19 protein-coding genes are annotated in these 21,070 nt (G+C 74.7%); 8 read left to right on the top strand and 11 right to left on the bottom strand.

Features of this window, described 5'->3' with window-relative positions:
* The first annotated feature begins 46 nt into the window (after positions 1 to 46).
* The 3 genes from ACWIX3_RS00590 to ACWIX3_RS00580 all read left to right on the top strand — a co-directional run bounded on the left by ACWIX3_RS00590 (position 47) and on the right by ACWIX3_RS00580 (position 3,716).
* Positions 47 to 865 carry an ABC transporter permease gene (locus tag ACWIX3_RS00590; protein WP_448610167.1) on the top strand — a complete coding sequence of 273 codons (819 nt, stop codon included), beginning with the start codon at positions 47 to 49 and terminating at the stop codon, positions 863 to 865.
* Between the two features lie 44 nt (positions 866 to 909).
* Positions 910 to 1,986, top strand: a complete 1,077-nt coding sequence (locus ACWIX3_RS00585; RefSeq protein WP_448610166.1) for an adenosine deaminase — start codon at positions 910 to 912, stop codon at positions 1,984 to 1,986.
* Positions 1,987 to 2,198: 212 nt separating this feature from the next.
* Entirely contained in the window at positions 2,199 to 3,716 is a 1,518-nt protein-coding gene (locus tag ACWIX3_RS00580) for a DEAD/DEAH box helicase (protein WP_448610165.1), read from the top strand.
* Positions 3,717 to 4,079: 363 nt separating this feature from the next.
* On the opposite strand, the gene ACWIX3_RS00575 is transcribed toward ACWIX3_RS00580, so the two are convergent.
* From ACWIX3_RS00575 to ACWIX3_RS00555, 5 genes are all read right to left on the bottom strand, one after another.
* The gene (locus ACWIX3_RS00575) at positions 4,080 to 5,531 is read right to left on the bottom strand and encodes a hypothetical protein (RefSeq protein WP_448610164.1); all 1,452 of its coding nucleotides are present in this window, start codon (positions 5,529 to 5,531) and stop codon (positions 4,080 to 4,082) included.
* A gap of 69 nt (positions 5,532 to 5,600) precedes the next feature.
* Positions 5,601 to 6,467 (bottom strand): aldehyde dehydrogenase family protein, encoded by an 867-nt coding sequence (locus ACWIX3_RS00570; protein WP_448610163.1) that lies wholly within the window; start codon positions 6,465 to 6,467, stop codon positions 5,601 to 5,603.
* A 76-nt stretch (positions 6,468 to 6,543) separates the two neighbouring features.
* A complete protein-coding gene (locus ACWIX3_RS00565; RefSeq protein ID WP_448610162.1) occupies positions 6,544 to 7,992 on the bottom strand; it encodes an aldehyde dehydrogenase family protein in 1,449 nt (482 codons plus the stop codon).
* Positions 7,993 to 8,059: 67 nt separating this feature from the next.
* Positions 8,060 to 9,805: a deoxyribose-phosphate aldolase gene (gene deoC, locus ACWIX3_RS00560; protein WP_448610161.1), complete on the bottom strand. Its 1,746-nt coding sequence runs from the start codon at positions 9,803 to 9,805 to the stop codon at positions 8,060 to 8,062.
* Positions 9,802 to 10,107, bottom strand: coding sequence for a hypothetical protein (locus ACWIX3_RS00555; RefSeq protein WP_448610160.1), 306 nt, complete (start codon positions 10,105 to 10,107; stop codon positions 9,802 to 9,804). Before ACWIX3_RS00555 ends, deoC begins: the two co-directional genes overlap by 4 nt.
* 169 nt (positions 10,108 to 10,276) lie before the next feature.
* Between ACWIX3_RS00555 and upp the strand changes: the two genes are divergently transcribed.
* The 3 genes from upp to ACWIX3_RS00540 all read left to right on the top strand — a co-directional run bounded on the left by upp (position 10,277) and on the right by ACWIX3_RS00540 (position 12,303).
* Positions 10,277 to 10,900 carry a uracil phosphoribosyltransferase gene (gene upp / locus ACWIX3_RS00550; protein WP_448610159.1) on the top strand — a complete coding sequence of 208 codons (624 nt, stop codon included), beginning with the start codon at positions 10,277 to 10,279 and terminating at the stop codon, positions 10,898 to 10,900.
* Between the two features lie 2 nt (positions 10,901 to 10,902).
* Positions 10,903 to 11,793: a Gfo/Idh/MocA family protein gene (locus ACWIX3_RS00545; protein ID WP_448610158.1), complete on the top strand. Its 891-nt coding sequence runs from the start codon at positions 10,903 to 10,905 to the stop codon at positions 11,791 to 11,793.
* A gap of 105 nt (positions 11,794 to 11,898) precedes the next feature.
* On the top strand, positions 11,899 to 12,303 hold the full coding sequence (locus tag ACWIX3_RS00540; protein WP_448610157.1) for a DUF805 domain-containing protein: 405 nt from the start codon (positions 11,899 to 11,901) through the stop codon (positions 12,301 to 12,303).
* A gap of 156 nt (positions 12,304 to 12,459) precedes the next feature.
* Here the strand turns inward: ACWIX3_RS00540 and ACWIX3_RS00535 are convergent, their stop codons facing one another.
* The 6 genes from ACWIX3_RS00535 to ACWIX3_RS00510 all read right to left on the bottom strand — a co-directional run bounded on the left by ACWIX3_RS00535 (position 12,460) and on the right by ACWIX3_RS00510 (position 18,184).
* Complete coding sequence (locus ACWIX3_RS00535) at positions 12,460 to 13,050, bottom strand: hypothetical protein (RefSeq protein ID WP_448610156.1); 591 nt, start codon at positions 13,048 to 13,050, stop codon at positions 12,460 to 12,462.
* Between the two features lie 323 nt (positions 13,051 to 13,373).
* On the bottom strand, positions 13,374 to 13,964 hold the full coding sequence (locus ACWIX3_RS00530; protein WP_448610155.1) for a DUF6318 family protein: 591 nt from the start codon (positions 13,962 to 13,964) through the stop codon (positions 13,374 to 13,376).
* 156 nt (positions 13,965 to 14,120) lie between these two features.
* Entirely contained in the window at positions 14,121 to 14,813 is a 693-nt protein-coding gene (locus tag ACWIX3_RS00525) for a haloacid dehalogenase type II (protein ID WP_448610154.1), read from the bottom strand.
* Entirely contained in the window at positions 14,813 to 16,447 is a 1,635-nt protein-coding gene (locus tag ACWIX3_RS00520; RefSeq protein WP_448610153.1) for a phospho-sugar mutase, read from the bottom strand. Before ACWIX3_RS00520 ends, ACWIX3_RS00525 begins: the two co-directional genes overlap by 1 nt.
* Complete coding sequence (locus ACWIX3_RS00515) at positions 16,444 to 17,268, bottom strand: NAD-dependent epimerase/dehydratase family protein (protein ID WP_448610152.1); 825 nt, start codon at positions 17,266 to 17,268, stop codon at positions 16,444 to 16,446. The genes ACWIX3_RS00520 and ACWIX3_RS00515 overlap by 4 nt, the downstream gene beginning before the upstream one ends.
* A gap of 106 nt (positions 17,269 to 17,374) precedes the next feature.
* Positions 17,375 to 18,184: a purine-nucleoside phosphorylase gene (locus tag ACWIX3_RS00510; RefSeq protein ID WP_448610151.1), complete on the bottom strand. Its 810-nt coding sequence runs from the start codon at positions 18,182 to 18,184 to the stop codon at positions 17,375 to 17,377.
* Positions 18,185 to 18,295: 111 nt separating this feature from the next.
* On the opposite strand from ACWIX3_RS00510, the gene ACWIX3_RS00505 reads away from it, so the two are divergent.
* A complete protein-coding gene (locus ACWIX3_RS00505) occupies positions 18,296 to 19,816 on the top strand; it encodes a hypothetical protein (RefSeq protein WP_448610150.1) in 1,521 nt (506 codons plus the stop codon).
* 10 nt (positions 19,817 to 19,826) lie between these two features.
* Positions 19,827 to 21,032, top strand: coding sequence for a glutamate--cysteine ligase (locus ACWIX3_RS00500; protein ID WP_448610149.1), 1,206 nt, complete (start codon positions 19,827 to 19,829; stop codon positions 21,030 to 21,032).
* Positions 21,033 to 21,070: the final 38 nt, after the last annotated feature.

Below are 21,070 nucleotides of genomic sequence, written 5' to 3'. Positions count from 1 at the left end.
AGCGAGCAGCGGCGCGAGCGGCCTCGCGGAGCGAGGAGGTGTCGCCGTGACCGCGGCCGCCCCGGAAGGCACCCTGTTGCCCCCGACAGGCCGGGCTCACCTCACCCGCGCCGGCGTCGAGCTCAAGGAGTTCTTCCGCCAGCGCGAGTCGGTCGTCTTCACCCTCGTCTTCCCGGTGATCCTGCTGCTGGGCCTGGGCGCGGTGCTCGACTACGACCTCGGCGCCGGGGTCGACTTCCCGCAGTACTTCATGGCCGGGGTCATCACCGCCGGCATCGTCGGCGCCAGCCTGCAGAACATGGCGATCCACATCGCCGGGGAGCGGTCGGACGGCACGCTGAAGAGCCTCCGGGGCACGCCGATGCCGGCCAGCGCCTACTTCGTCGGCAAGGTCGTGCAGGTGCTCGCGGTGACGGTCGCGACGATCGCGCTGCTGCTGCTGGCCGGCGTCCTCGTGTACGGCATCGACCTGCCCTCGGGCGCCGACTGGCTGACCTTCGCCTGGGTGTCGGTGCTGGGTGCGGCGGCCTGCACGCTGCTGGGCATCGTCGTCTCGACGCTGGCCCGCAACGGGCGGTCGGCGTCGGCGACGGTCACCCCGGTCGCGCTGGTGCTCGAGTTCGTCTCCGGCGTCTTCCTGCCCTTCGACCAGGTGCCCGGCTGGCTGCAGGACGTCGCCGCGGTCTTCCCGGTCAAGTGGCTGGCCCAGGGCCTGCGCTCGGTGTTCCTCCCCGACGCGCTGGCCGCCCGGGAGCCGGCCGGGTCCTGGGAGCTCGGCACCGTCGCGCTGGTGCTCGGCCTGTGGTGCGTGGCCGGGCTGGTGCTCTGCGCGCTCACCTTCCGCTGGCAGGACCGCGAGGGCTGACTCCCCGGCTCAAGCGGGCGGACCCCGCTGACGAGAATGGGAGGGTGCCCGCACCGCTGACCGCCGACTCGATCCGCCGCGCTCCCAAGGTCCTGCTCCACGACCACCTGGACGGCGGGCTGCGGCCGCAGACGGTGCTCGAGCTCGCCGACGAGGTCGGCTACCGGGACCTCCCCGCCGGCGACGCGGACGCGCTGGGCCGCTGGTTCCGGCAAGCCGCCGACTCCGGCTCGCTGGTGCGCTACCTGGAGACCTTCTCGCACACCGTCGCGGTGATGCAGCGCCCCGAGGCGGTCAGCCGGGTGGCCCGCGAGTGCGCGCTCGACCTGGCCGCCGACGGCATCGTGTACGCCGAGGTGCGCATGGCCCCCGAGCTGCTGACGGCGCAGGGCACCCCGATCGAGGAGGCGGTCGAGGCGATCCTCGACGGCTTCGCGAAGGGCAGCGCCGAAGCAGCCGGGACAGGGACGCCGATCACGGTCGGCACGCTGCTGTGCGCCATGCGGCAGGCCGACCGGTGGGACGAGGTGGCCGACCTGGTGGTGCGCCACCGGGACGACGGCGTGGTCGGCTTCGACCTGGCCGGCCCGGAGATCGGCTTCCCACCCGACCGGCACCCCTCGGCCATCGCGCTGCTGGACCGCGCCGGGGCGCACCGCACCGTGCACGCCGGCGAGGCCGCCGGCATCGACAGCATCGTCGCCGCGCTGGACGGCGCCCGCGCCGAGCGGCTCGGGCACGGCGTGCGCATCGCCGACGAGGTCGCCGAGGACGGCACCCTCGGCCCGGTGGCGCAGCGGGTCCTCGACGCGCAGGTGCCGCTGGAGGTCGCGCCGTCGTCCAACGTGCAGACCGGCGCCTACCCGTCCCTGGCCGCGCACCCGGTCGGCCGGCTGCACCGGCTCGGCTTCGCGGTGACCGTCAACACCGACAACCGGCTGATGAGCGGCGTCTCGGTCACCAGCGAGCTCACCGACGTGGCGCGCACCTGCGGCTGGGGCTGGGACGACGTCCAGACGGTGACCGAGCGGGCCGTGGCCGCCGCGTTCCTGCCCGAGGAGGAGCGGGCCCGGCTGCTGGCCGACGTCGTCCGCCCGGGGTACGCGGCGCTGCGAGCCTGATCACGGCCGGAATGCCCGAGCGGTCCGCGCTGCTAGATTGGGTGCACCGGCATTCGCCGGTCATCCTCCCGGACGGTCCGTCCGGGCATGAGCGCATCCGTGCAGATCCGCAGCGTCCCCTGACGCAGTGATCGCCAGTGAGGACGCCGGTCGACGGTGTCCGCGCACCACCACGGGACGCGCGCCGAGAAGCATCGGAGTCCCACACCCGCATGACCACGTTCGACACTGTCGACGTCCAGACCACTCCTGAGACCCCCGAGGTCGAGGCCCCGGCCGAGCAGGCCGGCCCGACCTTCGCCCAGCTGGGCCTGCCCCAGCAGCTGGTGACCGCGCTCGAGCGGCGCGGCATCCGGCACCCCTTCGCCATCCAGGCCTCCGCCCTGCCCGACGCCCTCGCCGGGCGCGACGTGCTGGGCAAGGCCGCCACCGGCTCGGGCAAGACGCTGGCCTTCGGGCTGCCGCTGCTCGCCCGCCTCGGTGCCGACGTCCAGCGGGGCCGGCGTGCCCCGCGCGGGCTGGTCCTCGTGCCGACCCGCGAGCTGGCCCAGCAGGTGCACGACAACCTCGCGCCGCTCGGGCAGTCGATCGGCGTGCAGCTGACCACCGTGTACGGCGGCGCCTCGATGTACCGGCAGATCCAGCAGCTGCGCCGCGGCGTGGACGTCATCATCGCCACCCCGGGCCGGCTGCAGGACCTGATCGGCCAGGGCGAGGCGACCCTCGACGAGGTCGAGGTCACCGTCATCGACGAGGCCGACTTCATGTCCGACCTCGGCTTCCTGCCGGTCGTGCAGGAGCTGCTCGACCAGACCCGCCCCGACGCCCAGCGGCTGCTGTTCTCGGCCACGCTGGACGGCGAGGTCGACACCCTGGTCCGCCGCTACCTGAAGGACCCGGCGCGGCACGAGGTCAAGCGCCCCGGGGACGACGCCCCGCCGGCCGAGCACCTCGCCTACAGCCTGGCCTTCCGCGACAAGGTCGCGGTGACCGAGCAGCTGGCCGCGCGGCCGGGCCGCACCCTCGTCTTCGTGCGCACCCAGCTCGGTGCCGACCGGCTGGCCGGCAACCTGCAGGCGGCCGGCATCAAGGCCGAGGCCATCCACGGCGGGCTGCCGCAGGGTGCTCGCCGCCGGGCGCTCGAGGCGTTCACCGACGCCCGCAGCCCGGTGCTGGTCGCCACCGACGTCGCCGCCCGCGGCATCCACGTCGACGACGTCTCGCTGGTGCTGCACTACGACCCGCCGGCCGACCACAAGACCTACCTGCACCGTTCGGGCCGTACGGCCCGCGCCGGCGCCGGCGGTGTCGTGGTCTCGCTGCTGCTGCCCGACCAGGTGGGCCAGGCCAAGCGCCGGTTCCGCCAGGCCAAGGTGGACCCGGTCGTCTCCCGGATCCGCCCGGGCGACGCCCCGATCGCCGAGCTCGTCGCCAGCGGCGTGCACGTCGAGCCGGTGGAGCGCCCGGTGCGCGAGTCCCGGCGTCCCTCCGGTGGGCCCGGGGGCCGGCGTCCCCGCCGGGACGGCGACCGTCCGCGCCGCGACGGCGACCGGCCGCGTCGTCCCCACGGGGAGCGTCCGCGCCGGGACGGCGACCGCCCGGCGTACGGCGATCGCCCCTACGGCGAGCGTTCCCGCGGGAACGGCGAGCGCCCCTACGGCGAGCGCGGGGAGCGGCGGTCCAGCACGTACCGCGGTCAGGGCCGGCGGCCCGAGCGGTCGGCGGACTGAAGAAGGGCCCCCTGCCCCCCGCCACCCGCGAGCTCGCGGCGGGACCCTGCAGGGGGCCGGTCCCGGGACCGCTCGCGCGGCGGTCCCGAGGGGTGCACACGGCAGCGGCCGGTCCCGGTTCCCCGGGGCCGGCCGCTGCCGTTCGGAGGAGGTGCCTCCGCGGGCCCCCTCCCTCGCGGGAGCCGCAGTCGATCACGGGGGCGTCGCAGCCGGACGCGCGGACGACGGCGTGTCCTCCGGCAACGACCCCATGATCGACGCAGCGGTGCGGCGTCCCGAGCTCGCGGAGGGTGGAGAGACGGGCGGCCACCCTCCGGGGTCCCGCGCCGAGCCTGCGAGGAGCGGGGGAAGGGTGGTCCTCGTTCAGTCGCGGAAGACCAGCACCCTGCCGACCTCGGCGACGACCTCGTCCCAGGCCGGGCGCAGCGCGGCGGCGTCCTCGGCGCGCAGCGGGGTGTCCGGTACCCGCTCGCCCCGGGCGACGGCGCGGCCGAGCGGCGCGTCGGGGCGCAGCAGCTCCTCGACGCGGGTCAGCCCGGCGTACTCCGCGATGTCGCGCACGCCCTCCACCTGCTGGGCGAGGACCCGGTGGTCGACCAGCCCGGCCGCACCGCCGGCGACCTCGGCCAGCACGTCGGTGAGCTCGGTGAGGTCGTAGCGGTCCTGGTCGGAGGGCAGCGGCGGGGTGGCGGTGTCGGTGACCTCGGGCCAGGAGGCGATCTCGGCGAGGTCGTGGGCCTCGCCGCCGCGGCAGAACCGGGTGAGGTCCTCGGGGGAGTCGAAGAGGAAGACCTCGCCGTCGCGGCCCAGGAAGCGGGCCCGGTCCTCGACGTAGCAGCGCAGCGTGAGGCCGGCGCCCTCGGGCACGACGACCTCCACCGGCAGGATGCCGACGGCCTCCCAGAACTCCGCGGCCCGAGCGACCTCCGCGGGCGGTGCGGCGATCCGACCGGGACGGGCGATCGTGCTCACACCGGCCGCCGCGGCCGAGGCCGCGGTCGCGCCACCGGCCGGGCGGGCAGCTCCCGCGGCGTCGTCCTCGACGTCGTCGTCCTCGTCGTACCCGTCCTCGTCGGCCTCGGCCGCCGAGGGGTAGTCGTCGAGGGAGACGGTGCCGCCCCCGGTCCAGTCCAGGTGCGCGCCGAGCTCCTCGATGACGTCCTCCCACAGGTCGTCCAGGGCGCCGCCGACGCCGACCCAGGCGTCCTCGCCGGAGCGGCCGATGAACGCCTCGACGCCCAGGCCGAGCGACCCGATCTCCGGGCGCGCGACCAGCTCGGCGAGTGCACCGAACTCCCCGCCCCGGGCGACGGCGCCGTCCGGCCGGCGCTCCAGCTCGATGTCGTCGTCGACGTCCGCGCCGGCGTCGGCGTCGCTCAGCTCGCCGTCCTCGTCGTCGTCCTCGTCGTCGTCCTCGACGTCGAGGCACTCGGCCAGCCGGGTGACGATGTCGATCGTCGCGGCCAGCTCCTCCACCGCCCACCGGTCCGGGTTCTCGGCGGCGATGTCGTAGACGCCGTCGAGGTCGTAGCGGTGGTCGTCATCCGGCGTGAGGTCCCCCGGGCCCAGCCCGACGACGACCGGCCAGACCGGGTGGTCGGCGAGGTCGTGGTCGGTGCGGGTGCGGCAGAACGCGGCCAGCGCGGCGGGCGTCGGGAAGAGGTGCACCCGGGCCCGGTCGTCCTCGGACGTGCCGAGGAAGGCCTGCCACTCCTCGCCGTCCTCCTCCCACGGTGGAGCCCACAGGGTGAAGCCGGTGCGGTCGTCGACGGTGAGGGCGATGGGGACGATGCTGGGCCGGGCCACGCGCCCCATCCTGCCCGATGGTGGACCCCGTCCTCCGCACCGCTCGCAAGCTCGCGGCGGGCCTCCGCACGGGGCCGTTCAGAGGCCCATGGGGTGCCAGACGGTCTTGGTCTCCAGGAACGGCGTCAGCCGGGTCAGGCCCGGGTCGGCCGACCAGTCCGGCTCGTCGGCCGGCGGCCGCACGACCCGCTTGATGCTGCCCGCGGCGAGGCGCTCCAGTTCCATCGCGCGCTCCGCGGGGGCCCCGGTGAGGTCGATGGCGTCGACGTCGTCGTGCTCGGCCAGCCACGGGCCGAGCTCGCCGGCGTCCCCCGTGAGCAGGTTGACCACCCCGGCCGGGACGTCGCTGGTCGCGAGCACCTCGCCCAGCGTGACGGCGGGCAGCGGCCGGGTCCGCGACGTGACGACGACGGCGGTGTTCCCGCCGGCGAGCACGGGCGCGAGCACGCTGACCAGGCCGAGCAGCGAGGAGCGCTGCGGTGCGAGGACGGCGACGACGCCGGTGGGCTCGGGCAGCGAGAAGTCGAAGTACGGCCCGGCGACCGGGTTGGCCCCGCCGAGGACGGCGCCGAGCTTGTCGGTCCACCCCGCGTACCAGACCCAGCGGTCGATGGCGGCATCCACGGCGGCACGCGCCCTCGACGAGGACAGGCCCTCGCCGGCCGCGACCTCCTCGCAGAACTGGGCGTGCCGGCCCTCCATCACCTCGGCCACCCGGTACAGCACCTGGCCGCGGTTGTAGGCGGTGGCGCCCGACCACTTGGTGAACGCGGCCCGGGCGGCGACGACGGCGTCCCGCGCGTCCTTGCGGGAAGCCCAGGCGGCGTTGGCGAGGAACGCCCCCTTGGCGTCGGTCACCTCGAAGGTGCGGCCGGACTCCGAGCGCGGGAAGGCGCCGTTCACGTACAGCTTGTAGGTCTTGCGGACGGCGAGCCGGTCGCTCATCGGGCCGAGGCCTCCTCACCGGTGGGTCGCTTCCGCGCTCGCTCCGCTCCTCGTTCGCCGGCGCCCGCTGCGATGCTCATTCGCCGTTCGCTCCCTTCAGGTACGCGGCGAGCCCGTGCCGGCCGCCCTCGCGGCCGTAGCCGGACTGCTTGTAGCCGCCGAACGGCGACGTCGGGTCGAACTCGTTGAAGGTGTTGGCCCACACCACGCCGGCGCGCAGCCGGTCGGCGATCGCGAGGATCCGCGAGCCCTTCTCCGTCCAGATGCCGGCCGAGAGGCCGTAGGTGGTGTTGTTGGCCTTGGCGACGGCCTCGTCGGGCGTGCGGAAGGTCAGCACCGACAGCACCGGCCCGAAGACCTCGTCGCGGGCGATGCGGTGGGCGGGGGAGACGTCGGTGAAGACCGTCGGCGGGAACCACCAGCCGCGGTCGGGCAGCTCGCAGGCCGGCTGCCACCGGTGCGCCCCCTCGGCCTCGCCGATCTCGGACAGCTCCCGGATGCGCGCCAGCTGCTCGGCGGAGTTGATCGCGCCGATGTCGGTGTTCTTGTCCAGCGGGTCGCCCAGGCGCAGCGTGCCGATGCGCCGCTGCAGCGAGGCGATGACCTCGTCGTGGACCGACTCCTGCACCAGCAGCCGGCTGCCGGCGCAGCACACGTGGCCCTGGTTGAAGAAGATGCCCTGCACGATGCCTTCGACGGCCTGGTCGATCGGGGCGTCGTCGAAGACGATGTTGGCCGCCTTGCCGCCGAGCTCGAGGGTGAGCTTCTTCCGGGTGCCGGCGACGGCGCGGGCGATGGAGCGGCCCACCTCGGTCGACCCGGTGAACGCCACCTTGTCGACGTCCTCGTGCTCGACGACGGCCCGGCCGGTGTCGCCGGCGCCGGTCACGATGTTGACCACGCCCGGCGGCAGGTCGGCCTGGCGGCAGACCTCGGCGAACAGCAGCGCGGTCAACGGGGTGGTCTCGGCCGGCTTGAGGACGACGGTGTTGCCGGTGGCCAGCGCCGGGGCGACCTTCCACGCCAGCATCAGGAGCGGGAAGTTCCACGGGATGACCTGGCCGGCCACGCCGAGCGGCCGGGGGCCGGGGCCCAGGCCGGCCCAGTCCAGCTTGTCGGCCCAGCCCGCGTGGTAGAAGAAGTGCGCCGCGGCCAGGGGGACGTCGACGTCGCGGGACTCCCGGATCGGCTTGCCGTTGTCCAGCGACTCCAGGACGGCGAACTCCCGCGCCCGCTCCTGCAGCAGGCGGGCGATGCGGAACAGGTACTTGCCGCGGTCGGCGGGGCGCATCGGCCCCCACACGCGGGCGAACGCGCGGCGGGCGGCGCGGACGGCGCGGTCGACGTCGGCATCGGTGCCGGTGGCGACCTCGGAGAGGACCTCCTCGGTGGCCGGGTTGACCGTCTTGAAGGGGGTCCCGGAGCCGTCGACGAACTCGCCGTCGACGAACAGGCCGTAGGACGGCGCGACGTCGACGATCGAGCGCGACTCGGGAGCGGGGGCGTACTCGAACGGGTTGGTCATGGTCAGTCGACGCTCACGTGGTCGGGGGCGGAGGGCTGGGGGACGGCCGGAACCGCGGGTCCGGCCATCAGTCGACGCTCACGTGGTCGGGCCCTGAGTAGTGGCCGGTGCGCAGCTTCTGCCGCTGCAGGAGCAGGTCGTTGAGCAGGCTCGAGGCGCCGAGGCGGAACCACTCGGAAGAGAGCCACTCGGGCCCGGCGACCTCGTTGACGAGGACCAGGTGCTTGATCGCGTCCTTCGTCGTCCGGATGCCGCCCGCGGGCTTGACGCCGACCTGGCGGCCGGTGGCGGCGCGGAAGTCGCGGACCGCCTCGAGCATGACCAGGCAGACCGGCAGGGTGGCCGCGGGGGAGATCTTGCCGGTGGAGGTCTTGATGAAGTCGCCGCCGGCGAGCATCGCCAACCAGGAGGCGCGGCGGACGTTGTCGAGGGTGACCAGCTCGCCGGTCTCCAGGATGACCTTCAGGTGCGCGTCACCGCAGGCCTCCTTGACCGCGACGATCTCGTCGTGGACGTCGAGGTAGCGGCCGGCGAGGAAGGCGCCGCGGTCGATGACCATGTCGATCTCGTCGGCGCCGTTCGCGACGGCGTCCCGCACGTCGGCGAGCTTGACCGCCCGGCTGGCCCGGCCGCTGGGGAAGGCGGTGGCGACGGCGGCGACGTGGATGCCGGTGCCCGCCAGGGCCTCCTCCGCGACGCCGGCCAGGTCGCCGTAGACGCACACCGCGGCCACCGGCGGGCAGGAGGGGTCGGTGGGGTCGGGACGACGGGCCTTGGCGGCCAGGCTGCGGACCTTGCCCGGGGTGTCGGCGCCCTCGAGCGTGGTGAGGTCGACCATCGAGATCGCGGTGTCGATGGCCCAGGCCTTGGCGGTGGTCTTGATCGACCGGGTGCCGAGCACGCCGACGCGCGCCTCGGCCCCCACCTGGTCGACCCCGGGGAGACCGTGCAGGAAGGCCCGGAAGGCGGCGTCGGAACGGGTCACGTCGCGGTACGGCGCCGGGGGCTCGCGCCGCGGCGGGATCGCCGCCGGCGCGCGGGGGTCGAGCACGTGGGTCATGTGGGCATTCTCCCTCCCGCCCCCGTTGCTCCCGCGCCCCGCACACCCCGTGCGGGTGGGGACCGACCGGAGCCGCAGCATGCTGCGGGCGCCGCGCTGGAACTCGTAGGGGACGTCCTGGACCTCTGCCCGCACGCCGGCGTCGCGGAGCTCCGCCACCACGGAGGCGAGCAGGTCGGGGAGGAACCGGCCGGCCTGGTCGACCAGCGGGTAGACGCGCACCTCGGCGCCGACCCGGGCCATCTCGCGCAGGGCGGCGACGTGGAAGCCCGCGTCCAGCCGGTCGGCGTAGGTGAACAGCAGGTGCGAGGAGAGGACCAGGTCGAAGGCGCCGTCGGCGAACGGCAGGTGCGGCAGGGCGGCCGCCACGTGGTGCCCGGGGTGGTCGGTCAGGTCACGCGCGAAGACCGCCGCCGAGTCCGCCCGGAGCCGGGCGTGGCTTGCGGGGTCGCCGTAGTGGTCCCAGACGTAGCGGTCGGCGTGGGCGGTGGCCCAGGCGCTGCCCCGCGCCAGCTCGCCGTCGAGCCGTGCGACCAGCTCCCGGGGAGCCGTGGCGTACACGGGGTCGACCGCGAACGCCTCGGTGCCGCGGGCGCGGGCTGCCGCGGTGAACGACGCGCCGCCGCCGGGGCAGTCGAGCACCCGCCCGCGCAGGTCGTCGTCGGTCAGCGCGAACATCGCGCGGTACTCGGCCGAGGAGCGGGAGCTGATGAGGTAGCGCCCGATGTCGGTGGCGCCGCGCGGCTCGCTCACCGCAGATCCTCGGTGAGGTGCACGAGCTCCAGACCGGGCCGCACGTGCTGGCGGGAGCGGCCGACGTGCAGGACGCCGTCCCGCTCGGGGGTGCGCACCGCGCCGACCAGCCGGGTGCCGGCGACCGCCGCCAGGCACGTGCCGGCCGCGAGCTCGTCGACCAGCTCGGCGGTGGTCTGGACCAGGGCCGGCAGCCGGACGTCGTCGTACAGCTGCGCCTCGGTCACGTAGGCGGCGCGCTGCAGGGTGAGCAGCTCGCCGGCTGCGCCGGCCGGCAGGGGTCCGAGCTCGACGGTGGGCACGGGCGGTCTCCTCGGGGGAGGGTGGACCGGAGCTGCGGCCCACCGGGGTCGGGTGGGCCGGACGATGAGGGCAGCCACCTACCGGCGGCGCCACTCCTGCGTCGTCGTCACGGCGGGGATCGTGCCAGCGCCGGGAGCCGGGGTCCACCGGGCCGCTACGGTGTCGCGCGTGCAGCTCACCGTCGTCGACCACCCGCTCGCCCGTGCCCGTCTGACCCGCATGCGCGACGAGCGGACCGACAACGCGGCGTTCCGCGCGGCCCTGGCGGAGCTGACCCAGATGCTGGTCTACGAGGCCACCCGCGACCTGCCCGTCGCCGAGGAGCAGATCACCACGCCGGTGACCGGCACCACCGGCTACCGGCTGGCCGCGCCGCCGCTCATCGTGCCGGTGCTGCGGGCCGGGCTCGGGATGGCCGACACCGCGCACGGGATGCTGCCGGAGTCGCAGATGGGCTTCGTCGGCCTGGCCCGCAACGAGGTGACCTTCCAGCCCGAGGCGTACATGGCCTCTCTGCCGGCGTCCCTGGTCGGCCGCGAGGTGTTCGTCCTCGACCCGATGCTGGCCACGGGCGGGTCGCTGGTGCACTGCTGCGGGCTCCTGACCGAGCGCGGCGCCACCTCGATCACCGTGCTCTGCGCCCTGGCCGCGCCGGAGGGGGTCCGCCGGCTGGAGGAGAGCGGGCTGCCGCTGCGGGTGTTCACCGCCTCGGTCGACGAGGGGCTCAACGACAAGGCCTACATCGTCCCGGGGCTCGGGGACGCCGGCGACCGTCAGTTCGGGGCGGTCTGACCGTGCGCTTCGGGGTGCTGGGCACCGGCCACTGGGCGCGGACGGTCCACGCGGCCGCCCTTGCCGAGCACCCGACCGCCGAGCTGGTCGGCGTGTGGGGTCGCGACCTGTCCAAGGCGAAGGCGGTCGGCGCGGAGTTCGACGTCCCCGGGTTCTCGGACCTGGCCGCGCTGCTCGACCAGGTCGACGCCGTGGCGATCGCCGTCCCTCCGTCGGTGCAGGCCGGGCTGGCCGAGCAGGCCGCGGCCGTCGGGAAGCACCTGCTGCTGGAGAAGCCCATCGGGCTCTCGCTCGCCGAGGCCGACCGGGTCGTGACCGCGGTCCGCTCGGCGAGGGTCGCCTCGGTCGTGTTCTTCACCTTCCGCTTCCAGGCCGGGACGTCGACCTGGATGACCCAGGCCGCCCGGACCCGGCTGGCCGGAGGCGCCGGCTCGTGGCTGAGCGCGCTGGCCGGCAGCCCCTTCGACTCGGCCTGGCGGCGCGAGCACGGCGCGCTGTGGGACATCGGTCCGCACGCGCTCTCGCTGCTGGTGCCGACGCTCGGCCCGGTGGTCTCCGTGCAGGCTGGGGCCGGCGCCGGCGACACCGTGCACCTGGTGCTGCAGCACGCCACCCCCGGCGTCTCCTCGACGGTGACGCTGTCGCACACCGTCGCGCCGATGTCGACGGGCATCGAGTTCTTCGTGCACGGGGACGCCGGCCGGCTGGTGCTGCTCCCGGACACCGAGAGCCCGGTCGAGTCGTTCTCCGTGGCGGTCGACGAGCTGGCGGCGGCCGCGGTGGCCGGCGGGACGCACCCGTGCGACGTCGGCTTCGCGCGCGACGTCGTCGCGGTGCTGGCGACCGCGGACCGCGCGCTGGAGTCCGGCTGCCGGGAGCACGTCCCGTCCTGACCCCTCGTCCGGGTGAGGGCGCGGCCGCGGGTGCAGGGTGGGCGGCCGCCGGGACGGCACCCTGCTCGCGGCGCCCCACGGTGGGGCGGGGAGACGGGGACGGACGTGGGTCTGGGCGAGTGGTACGTGCGGCGGGGACGGATCGACCGGACGACCTGGTGGCTGCACTACACGCTGCCGATCGCCGGGCTCGGCCTTCTGGCCAACGTCGCGGACGCGTCGCTGGGCTACCCGGTCTTCTCCACGACGGTCGACACCAGCAGCGCCTGGGGCGTCCTCGGTGGGCCGTTGACCACGGTGGTCTCGCTGCTGACGATCGTGCCGTCGATCAGCTCCACGGTGACGCGGCTGCACGACCGCGGGCACCCGGCGTGGTGGCTGCTCTGGTCGCTCCTGCCCCTCGTCGGGTGGCTCGTGCTGCTGATCCAGAACGGCTTCCTGGCCGGTCAGCCGGTACCCAACCGCTACGGGCTGCCGCCGGGCCAGCCGCCGATGCCGCAGCCCTGGTGAGCTCGGGCGGCGCATCACCGGCGTTCCTCGCGCATTGCCGGCGCTGCCGCACCGGCCCTGCACCGGGATCCCCGGCAACGGCCGCACCCTCGCGCTGTTCCCGACGCCTCCGCGCTGCTGCAACGACGCGGGAGCGGATGGACAGCGCCACAGCGGTTAGTCGAAGGGGTTCGTCAGGACGGGGCTGGCCTGCAGGACGGTGAGGGTGGCCGGCGGGCCGTCGGTGGTCGTGGTGCCGGGGACGTCGGCCGTCGCGCCACCGTCGACGCTGAAGGTGCCGCTCCAGGTGGTGGTGAGGGCGGCGGTGTAGGTGCCGCTGCGGTAGTCGTGGCTGATCGTGTGGTCGGGGTAGGGGGCGCCGGGGTCGGTGGTCCGCAGGACGGTGCCGTCGCCGGTGTCCCAGGTGAAACCGGTGGCGGTGGCGACGATGTCGACGGTGAAGCCGCGGATGTCGACGGTGAAGGTCTGGGTGGTCGGCCCGTCGGTGTAGAAGACGACCGGCAGGCCAGCGAGCGCGTTGCCCGGCGGCTGCTGCTGAGTGGGCAGGTCGGGCAGCGGCAGGGTCTGGAAGTAGCGGAAGACCTCTGCCGGCGACGGTGGCGGGTTCAGCGCCGTGATGTCGACGCAGGCCCGTGCCAGGGGCTCCCAGCCGCCGACCGGCGTTCCAGGTGCACTGCCGAGTGGTGGCGTAAAGCCGCCAGCAGTCGTGCCGTCGAGCAAGACGAGTTGTCTTTGCTGAAGCACCATTAGCTGCACAACCCTGTCTGGTGGAGCTGGGCAGAGTGCGTCATCGTCAGGGCGACAGACGCTGCCAGCGGCAGTATCAATCTGGCAGGGAGTTAGAAGGCGGTACGTATACGGTGCGTTCGCGGTTGCTTGATTTGTTGTGACCCAGATGTTGCCCTCGGTTCGCTCGGCGTACGCGGCGGTGAGGGCACCTTCTCCAGTGCCAACCTCTGGACGATCGCAGCCGCGCCGACAGTTGTCGGCAAGGCTCGGTTGAGACCCCAGGGTCACTAAAGTCGCTGCGCACGCCAACACCAGTAGAGCGCGCTGCACTCGGCGTCGAGTCATCCGAGAGTGAAGCTCGTGAGGATCCACGAGGCCCTCTCGGTGTTCCAACGAGCCAGCGCGCCTGAAGACATATCTGAAAGCGCGGGAAATGCCAAGTCTTGGACTATGGATCCCGATGCGTCCACAACCCTGAGGGCGGCCTGGTCGACAAAGAAGGCTATCTTGGCTTCAGCTTGCGGTTCTAGCGCTTCGATCCAATCAACAGTGATCTCGCCACCCTCATAGTGGTAGCCCGCGGCGGCATCGTTCTCGGTGTCGGTTGCGATTCGATCGCACTCAGCGCAACCGTCGCTGAACTCGCGCAGGGGAGCGGCGTCCATGACGGTCGACGTCCGGTTGATGAGGTCGATGTAGTAGCGGACGAAGGCCTCGGCACCTGCGGCGTCCTGGGTGCGGGCCTCGGCGGGCATGGGCAGGTCGGGCGGGCCCAGGGGTGGCAGCTCGGCCTCGGATGCGCCGGGCGAGGGATCCCCCTCGGGCAGGGTGTCGTTGGCCGCCTGCCGCTCCGAGCAGCCGCTCAGCGCCACCGTGCTGGCCGCGAGGCCCGCCACCAGTCGCAGGGTCCAGCGCCGTGTCACGTCGTCCACCCCCGTGTTGATCACCGGTCGCCGGGAGACTACGGAGTGCCGCCGTGCCAGGCATGCACTGCTGTGGACAACCACCCGAACGCATTGCCGGGGTTCTCGCGGGTTGCCGGCGCTGCCGCACCGGCAAGCCGCGGGGAACGCCGGCAATGGCCGCCCTCAGGCGCCCAGGGCCTCGGCCAGCTCCTCGAACGAGGCCAGCGACCAGTCGGCCTCCGGGTCCGAAGCTGGTGGCACCTCGCGCCCGCCGAACTCGTCGGGCCGGTGCACGTACGCCGTCCGCAGCCCTCGCGCCCGCGCCGCGGCCAGGTCGTCGAGGTGCGCCGCGACCATGACCACCGAGGACGGCGGCACCGCGAGCAGCTCCGGCACGGAGTCGTAGACCTCCGGGTCGGGCTTGTAGTGCCGCACGATCTCGGCCCCCAGCACGCAGTCCCACGGCAGGCCGGGCCGCCGCGCGAGGTCCACCTGCAGCGCCACGTTGCCGTTGGACAGCGGCGCCAGCACGAACGAGCGGGCCAGCCGGCGGAGACCGGGGAGCACGTCCGGCCACGGGTCCAGCCGGTGCCAGGCCAGCACCAGCTCGTCGCGGACCTCGGCCGGCACGGACCCCAGCCCGGCGTCGGCCAGGACGTCGTCCAGCGAGGACCGGTGCAGCGCGTCGAGCGGCGTCCACGGCAGCTCACCGGAGCGCACCCGCTCCATCGACGGCACGTACCGCTCACGCCAGTCGTCGGCCAGCGCGACGGCGTGCACCGCCGGGCCCAGCAGCCGGGACGCCTCGCGGGCGACGCCACCGCGCCAGTCCACGACGGTGCCGAAGACGTCGAAGACCAGCGCGCGGATGTCCACTACAGCCCCAGGGCCGCCGACATCTCGGCGCGCAACCGGTCGAGCTCGTCGGCGCCCCGGCCGCGCGCGGCGATGATCCCGGCGTCCTCGTGCACCGGGACGACCGTCTCCAGGTACGCCTTGAGCTTGGGCTCGGTGCCGCTGGGCCGCACGATCACCCGCACACCGTCGCCCAGCAGCCGGACGGCGTCCACCGCAGGCGTCTCGTCGAGCAGGTCGGAGGCGGTCACCGCGCGCCCGAGCAACTGCCGGGGCGGCGCCGACCGCAGCCGCGCCATCATCGCGCCGATCCGCGAGAGGTCCTCGACCCGCACCGACAGCTGCCCGGTCGCGAACAGCCCGTGCTCGAGGGCCAGCTCGTCGAGCCGGTCGGTCAGCGTGCGGCCGGTCGCCTTCAGTTCGGCCGCCAGCAGCGCGACGGCCAGCGCGGCCGAGATGCCGTCCTTGTCCTTCACGACGGACGGCGCCACCGCGTAGCCCAGCGCCTCCTCGTACCCGAACACCAGCGGCTCGTCGGCCGACCCGGCGCGGACGATCCACTTGAAGCCGGTCGGCGTCTCGGCGAACCGGACGCCGTGCGCGGCGGCCAGCGCGTGCAGCAGCGAGCCGCTCACCAGCGACGCCGCGTACGTGCCGCGCACCCCGCGGCGCAGCAGCCAGTCGGCGAGCAACCCGCCCACCTCGTCGCCGGTCAGCTGCCGGCCGCCGCAGACCACCGAGCAGCGGTCGGCGTCGGGGTCCTCGGCGATCGCCACGTCGGCGTCCACCCGGGCGGCCAGGGCGGTCAGCAGGTCGACCGCGCCCGGCTCCTCCGGGTTGGGGAAGGCCACGGTCGGGAACGCCGGGTCGGGCTCGTCCTGCTCGGGCACGCTCACCGGCGGGGCGAACCCGGCAGCGGCGAACGCCACCCGGGTCGTCTCCGCGCCGACCCCGTGCATCGCCGTGTAGGCGACGACGAGGCGGTCGCGGTCGGGGACGCGCGACGGCTCCAGCGCGCGCACCACCGCCGCCACGTAGTCGGCCTGGACGTCGTCGCCGAGGGTCAGCCAGTCGTCGGACGTCGGCACCTCGCGCGCCGCGCCGACCGCGGCGATCACCGCCTCGATCTCCCGGTCGACCGGCGGCACCAGCTGCGCGCCGTCGCCCAGGTAGACCTTGTAGCCGTTGTCGTCGGGCGGGTTGTGGCTGGCGGTCACCATCACCCCGGCCACGCACCCGAGGTGCCGGACGGCGAAGGAGAGCACCGGCGTCGGCAGCGGCCGCGGCAGCACCTGGACGGCGAACCCCGCGCCGGCCAGCACCGCGGCGGACGCCCGGGCGAACTCGTCGGAGCGCCGGCGGGCGTCGAACCCGATCACCACGCCTCCGCCCGCGTGCCCGGCGTCGGCCAGCCAGCGGCCCAGGCCGGCGGCCGCGCGGGTGACCACGGCGGCGTTCATCCCGGCCGGCCCGGCGCGCAGCGGGCCGCGCAGCCCGGCGGTGCCGAAGGTCAGCGGCCCGGCGAAGCGGCGCTCCAGCTCCGTGTGGGCCCCGGGATCGGTGGGCGCAGCCTCGATGAGCGCCTCGATCTCCCGGCGGTCGCCGTCGTGCGGATCGGCGTCGGCCCAGGCGCGGGCGGCCTCGAGCAGGCTCATGCGCGCTCCTCGAAGTGCTCGGCGTCGAAGTCCGCCGTCGTGAACTCACCGCCGACGCGGCCGTGCACCGGGTCCGCGAGATCGGGCTCGCCGTGCACTGCGACGAGTGCCGCCGCGTACGGCTCGGCGTCGTCGACCGGCTCGTAGCCCAGCGATCGGGCGGCCGTGAGGTCCCACCAGCCGCGGGAGTTGGCCGAGACGCCCCACACCACGGCGAACCCGGGGGAGGGCGCCCGCAGCGCGGCGTCGACCAGCGACACCTGGTCGGCGGGGGAGAGCCACGTCGACAGGTGACGGGTCGTCGTCGGCTCGGGGGCGGCGGTGCCGATGCGCAGGCACACGACGTCCAGGCCGTACCGGTCGGCGTAGAGCGAGCCGAGCGCCTCCATCGCCACCTTGGACACCCCGTAGAAGGTGTCCGGTCGCGGGAGGCCGTCGGTCTCGCGCAGCAGGCCCTCGGCCGGGCGCGGGGTGAAGCCGGTGGCGTGGTTGCTCGACGCCAGCACCACCCGGGGGACGCCGGCCCGCCGGGCCGCCTCCAGCACGCACTGGGTGCCGTCGATGTTGGCGTGCGAGACCGCCGCCCACGTCGACTCGCCGGAGACGCCGCCCAGGTGGACGACGGCGCTCGCACCCTCCACGGCCTCGGCCATCGCGGCCCGGTCGGTGACGTCGGCGACCACGTGCTCCTCGCCCGGGCGGGGATCGGCGATCGGGACGACGTCCAGCGAGCGCAGCGCCCAGCCGCGCTCGGGGAGCCCACCTCGCAGCACCGTGCCGATCCGGCCGGCCGCGCCGGTGAGCAGCACAGGACCGGTCACCGGGACCTCCCCGCGGCCGTCTCCGCGGAGACCGCCGTCACGACGGCACCTGTTCGCTCACGCGGGGCGCTCCGCTCCTCGCTGACGGGCTCCCGCCCCTGCCCGCTCACGGCAGCCGGCCGATGAACCGCACCAGCAACTCGCCCAGCCGGCCGGCCGCCGCCCTGCCCGCGGCGAGCACCTCCTCGTGGTCGAGCTTCTCGCCGGTGATGCCGGCCGCGGCGTTGGTGACCATCGACAGGCCCAGCACCTCCAGCCCCGCGGCGCGGGCCGCGATCGCCTCGAGCGCCGTCGACATGCCCACCAGGTCCGCGCCGAGCGTGCGCAGCATCCTGATCTCGGCCGGCGTCTCGTAGTGCGGCCCCGGCAGCGCCGCGTAGACGCCCTCGGTCAGCGACGGGTCCAGCTGGCGGGCCAGCGACCGCAGCCGGGCGGAGTACAGGTCGGTGAGGTCGACGAACGTGGCGCCGACCAGCGGCGAGCGGGCGGTGAGGTTGAGGTGGTCGCTGATCAGCACCGCCTGGCCCACCCGCTGCTCCGGGGCCAGCCCGCCGGCGGCGTTGGTGAGGACGACGGTGCGCACGCCCGCGGCGGCGGCCGTCCGGACGCCGTGCACGACCGGCTCCACACCACGGCCCTCGTACAGGTGGGTGCGGCCGAGGAAGAGCAGCACCCTGCGGTCGCCCACCCGCACCGAGCGGACCTCACCACCGTGGCCCACCGCGGTCGGGGCGGCGAAGCCGGGCAGCTCCCCGATGGCGACGCTGCCCTCGGCGGCGCCGAAGGCGTCGGCGGCCGGCGCCCACCCCGACCCCATGACGACGGCCACCTCGTGGCCGCTGCCGAGCGCGCTGGTCAGGTCGTCGGCCGCGCGGGCGGCCAGGGCGGCGGGGTCGGTGGCGGGGGGTGCACTCACGCTCGGACGCTAACCCAGCGCCCGCGTGCGTGACGGGGCACACGTGCCCCAGCTGTCCCGCTGCGGGCGTGTCCGCTGGAGGCGGGGGAGCGGGAGGCCGAGTGTGTCGGGGTGCAGCGCATCGACATCGACGGCGTCCCCGTCTTCACCGCCGACGGCCCGGCACGGACCACCGCCGCCCTCGTCTTCGGGGTCGGGCTCCGCGACGAGACGTTCGCGACCATCGAGGTCACCCACCTCGTGGAGCACCTCGCGATGGGCGCGCTGCCCAAGTCGCACCTGCGGTGCAACGCGGTGACCGACGTCGACACGACGACCTTCCACGCCACCGGCCGGCCGGAGGCCGTGGGTGCGTTCCTCGAGGGCATCTGCCGGGCGCTGGCGCACCTGCCGACCGAGCGGATGGACGTCGAGGTCGGGGTCCTCCAGGCGGAGAACTGCTCCACGGCCCACTCCACCCTCGCGGCGCTCTGGGCCGCCCGGTTCGGCCTGACCGGTCCCGGCCTGGCCGTCGCCGACGGGCCGGGTCCGGAGTACCTCACGGAGGAGACCGTGCGGGCGCACGCCCGCCGCTGGTTCGTCCGCGACAACGCCGCGCTGTGGTGCGCCGGGCCGCTGCCGACCGGACTGCGGCTGCCGCTGCCGGCCGGCCCCCGACCCGAGCGGCCCGCCCCCGCCCCGCGGCCGCAGACCGGGCCGGTGTGGACCAAGGGGCACGGCGCCGGCGTCGGCCTGCTGCTGTCCGCCGGCAGCGCGGGCGACCCCGCGCTGACCGTCGGCGTCGAGGTGCTCAAGGAACGCCTGCGCGACACCGCCCGCCTCGCCCGCGGCCTGAGCTACTCGGTCGACTCCAGGACCCTGGACGTCACGGCCGACCGGCGGGAGATCGCCGTCGTCGTCGACGCGCGGGCGGGGCAGGAGGCCGCGGTGGCCGGCCTGCTCTGGCAGGCCTACACGGAGCTGCACGACTCCGGCCCGACCGCCGCCGAGCTCGCGCACGCGGTGGCCGGCTTCGAGGAGGAGCTGGACGCCGACGAACGCGCCGTCGTCGAGTCCGAGCTCGCCGACGCGGCCTACTGCGCGGTGAGCGGGCTGCCGTTCCGCCCGGTGCAGGACGTGCTCGACGCCTGGCGGACGACGACGGCCGAGCGGGTCGCGACGGCGCTGCGCGGCACCCGGCCGACGGCGATCCTGTACGTGCCCGAGCAGGTCGACTACGCGGGCCCGGGCGGGCCGGTCGAGCGTCGCTACGTCTGCAACCTGCAGGACCGGCTGCCGGTGGGGGAGACCTTCCGGCCCTCGGCGCTGGCCCGGCTGTTCTCCCGGGAGAGCCGGGTCGCCCTCGTCGTCGGTGAGCGGGAGCTGGCCCACCGCGACAGCGACGGCGACGTCCACAGCATCCCCTGGGAGCTGGTCGAGGCCGCGCTGCCCACCCAGGACGGCCGGGCGGTCTTCGTCGTCGGGCGCAACCTGTGCAGCACCGTCGTGGACGAGGACCGGTTCGGACGGCGGGCGGTCGCGGCCGTCCAGGCCCGGGTCCCCGCCACCCGGTGGCTGCCGCGTCCGGCCATCCCGGGGGACGACCTGGTCGGAGCGGCTTCCCCGGCAGCCGGGACGGCGGCTCGTCCCTAGACTCCCCAGCGTGCAGATCCCGTTCCGGTCCTCCGAGCGAGCCAGCCTCGGCGTCGAGTGGGAGCTGCAGCTCGTGGACCTGCAGACGCGGCAGCTGACCGCGGGCGCCGTCGAGATCCTCGAGGAGATCCGGCCCGAGGGCGCCCAGGAGCACCCCAAGGCCAAGCACGAGCTGCTGCAGTCGACCGTGGAGATCATCACCGGCATCTGCGGCACCGTCGCCGAGGCCAAGGCCGACCTGGCCGGCACCCTCGCCGAGGTGCGGGCCGCCGCCGAGCGCCGCGGCCTGGGCCTGATGTGCGCCGGCACCCACCCGATCACCGACTGGCAGACGCAGCAGATCTCGCCCAAGGAGCGCTACCTGCAGCTGGTCGAGAAGATGCAGTGGCTGGCCCGCCGGCTGCAGATCTTCGGCGTCCACGTGCACGTCGGCGTCCGGGCGCCGGAGAAGGCGATCCCGATCGTCAACGCGCTCACCCAGTACGTGCCGCACTTCCTGGCGATCTCGGCGTCCTCCCCGTTCTGGGTAGGCTGCGACACCGGGCTGGCCTCGGCTCGTTCCAAGGTCTTCGAGGGGATGCCGACCGCCGGCCTGCCCTACCAGCTGTCGGGCTGGGACCGCTTCGAGGAGTACATGGAGACGCTGATCTCCACGCACGCCATCGAGAGCGTCCGCGAGGTGTGGTGGGACATCCGCCCGCACCCGGACTTCGGCACCGTCGAGCTGCGCATCTGCGACGGGCTGCCCACCCTCGACGAGATCGGCGCGGTCGCCGCGCTCTCCCAGTGCCTGGTCGAGCAGTTCGACACCCAGCTCGACCGCGGCTACACCCTGCCGGTGCCGGCCTCGTGGGTGCTGCGGGAGAACAAGTGGCGGGCGGCCCGCTACGGCCTGGACGCCGACATCGTCGTCGACGACAAGGGCACCGTGCGGCCGGTGCGCCAGGCGATCACCGACCTGGTCGAGGAGCTCGAGCCCACCGCGCGCCGGCTGGGCTGCGAGGCCGAGCTGGCCGACGTCGAGCGCGTGCTGGCCGTCGGCGCCTCCTACCAGCGGCAGCGCGCGGTCGCCGCGGCGCACGACGGCGACCTCACCGCCGTCGTCGACAGCCTGCTGGCCGAGCTGCGGGACGGCCTGCCCGCCAGCGGGCCCGCCGGTCTCCCGCCCGGGCCGGTCCCCGGCCCGGCCCGGTGCACCGGAGGCCATTCGGCATGAGGGGCACCGCGGCATGAGGGGCACTGCAGCATGAGGGG

The organism is Geodermatophilus sp. URMC 60, assembly GCF_053502585.1.
The sequence above is the reverse complement of the archived record's forward strand: the minus strand, read 5'-3'. Positions and strand labels throughout refer to the sequence as shown.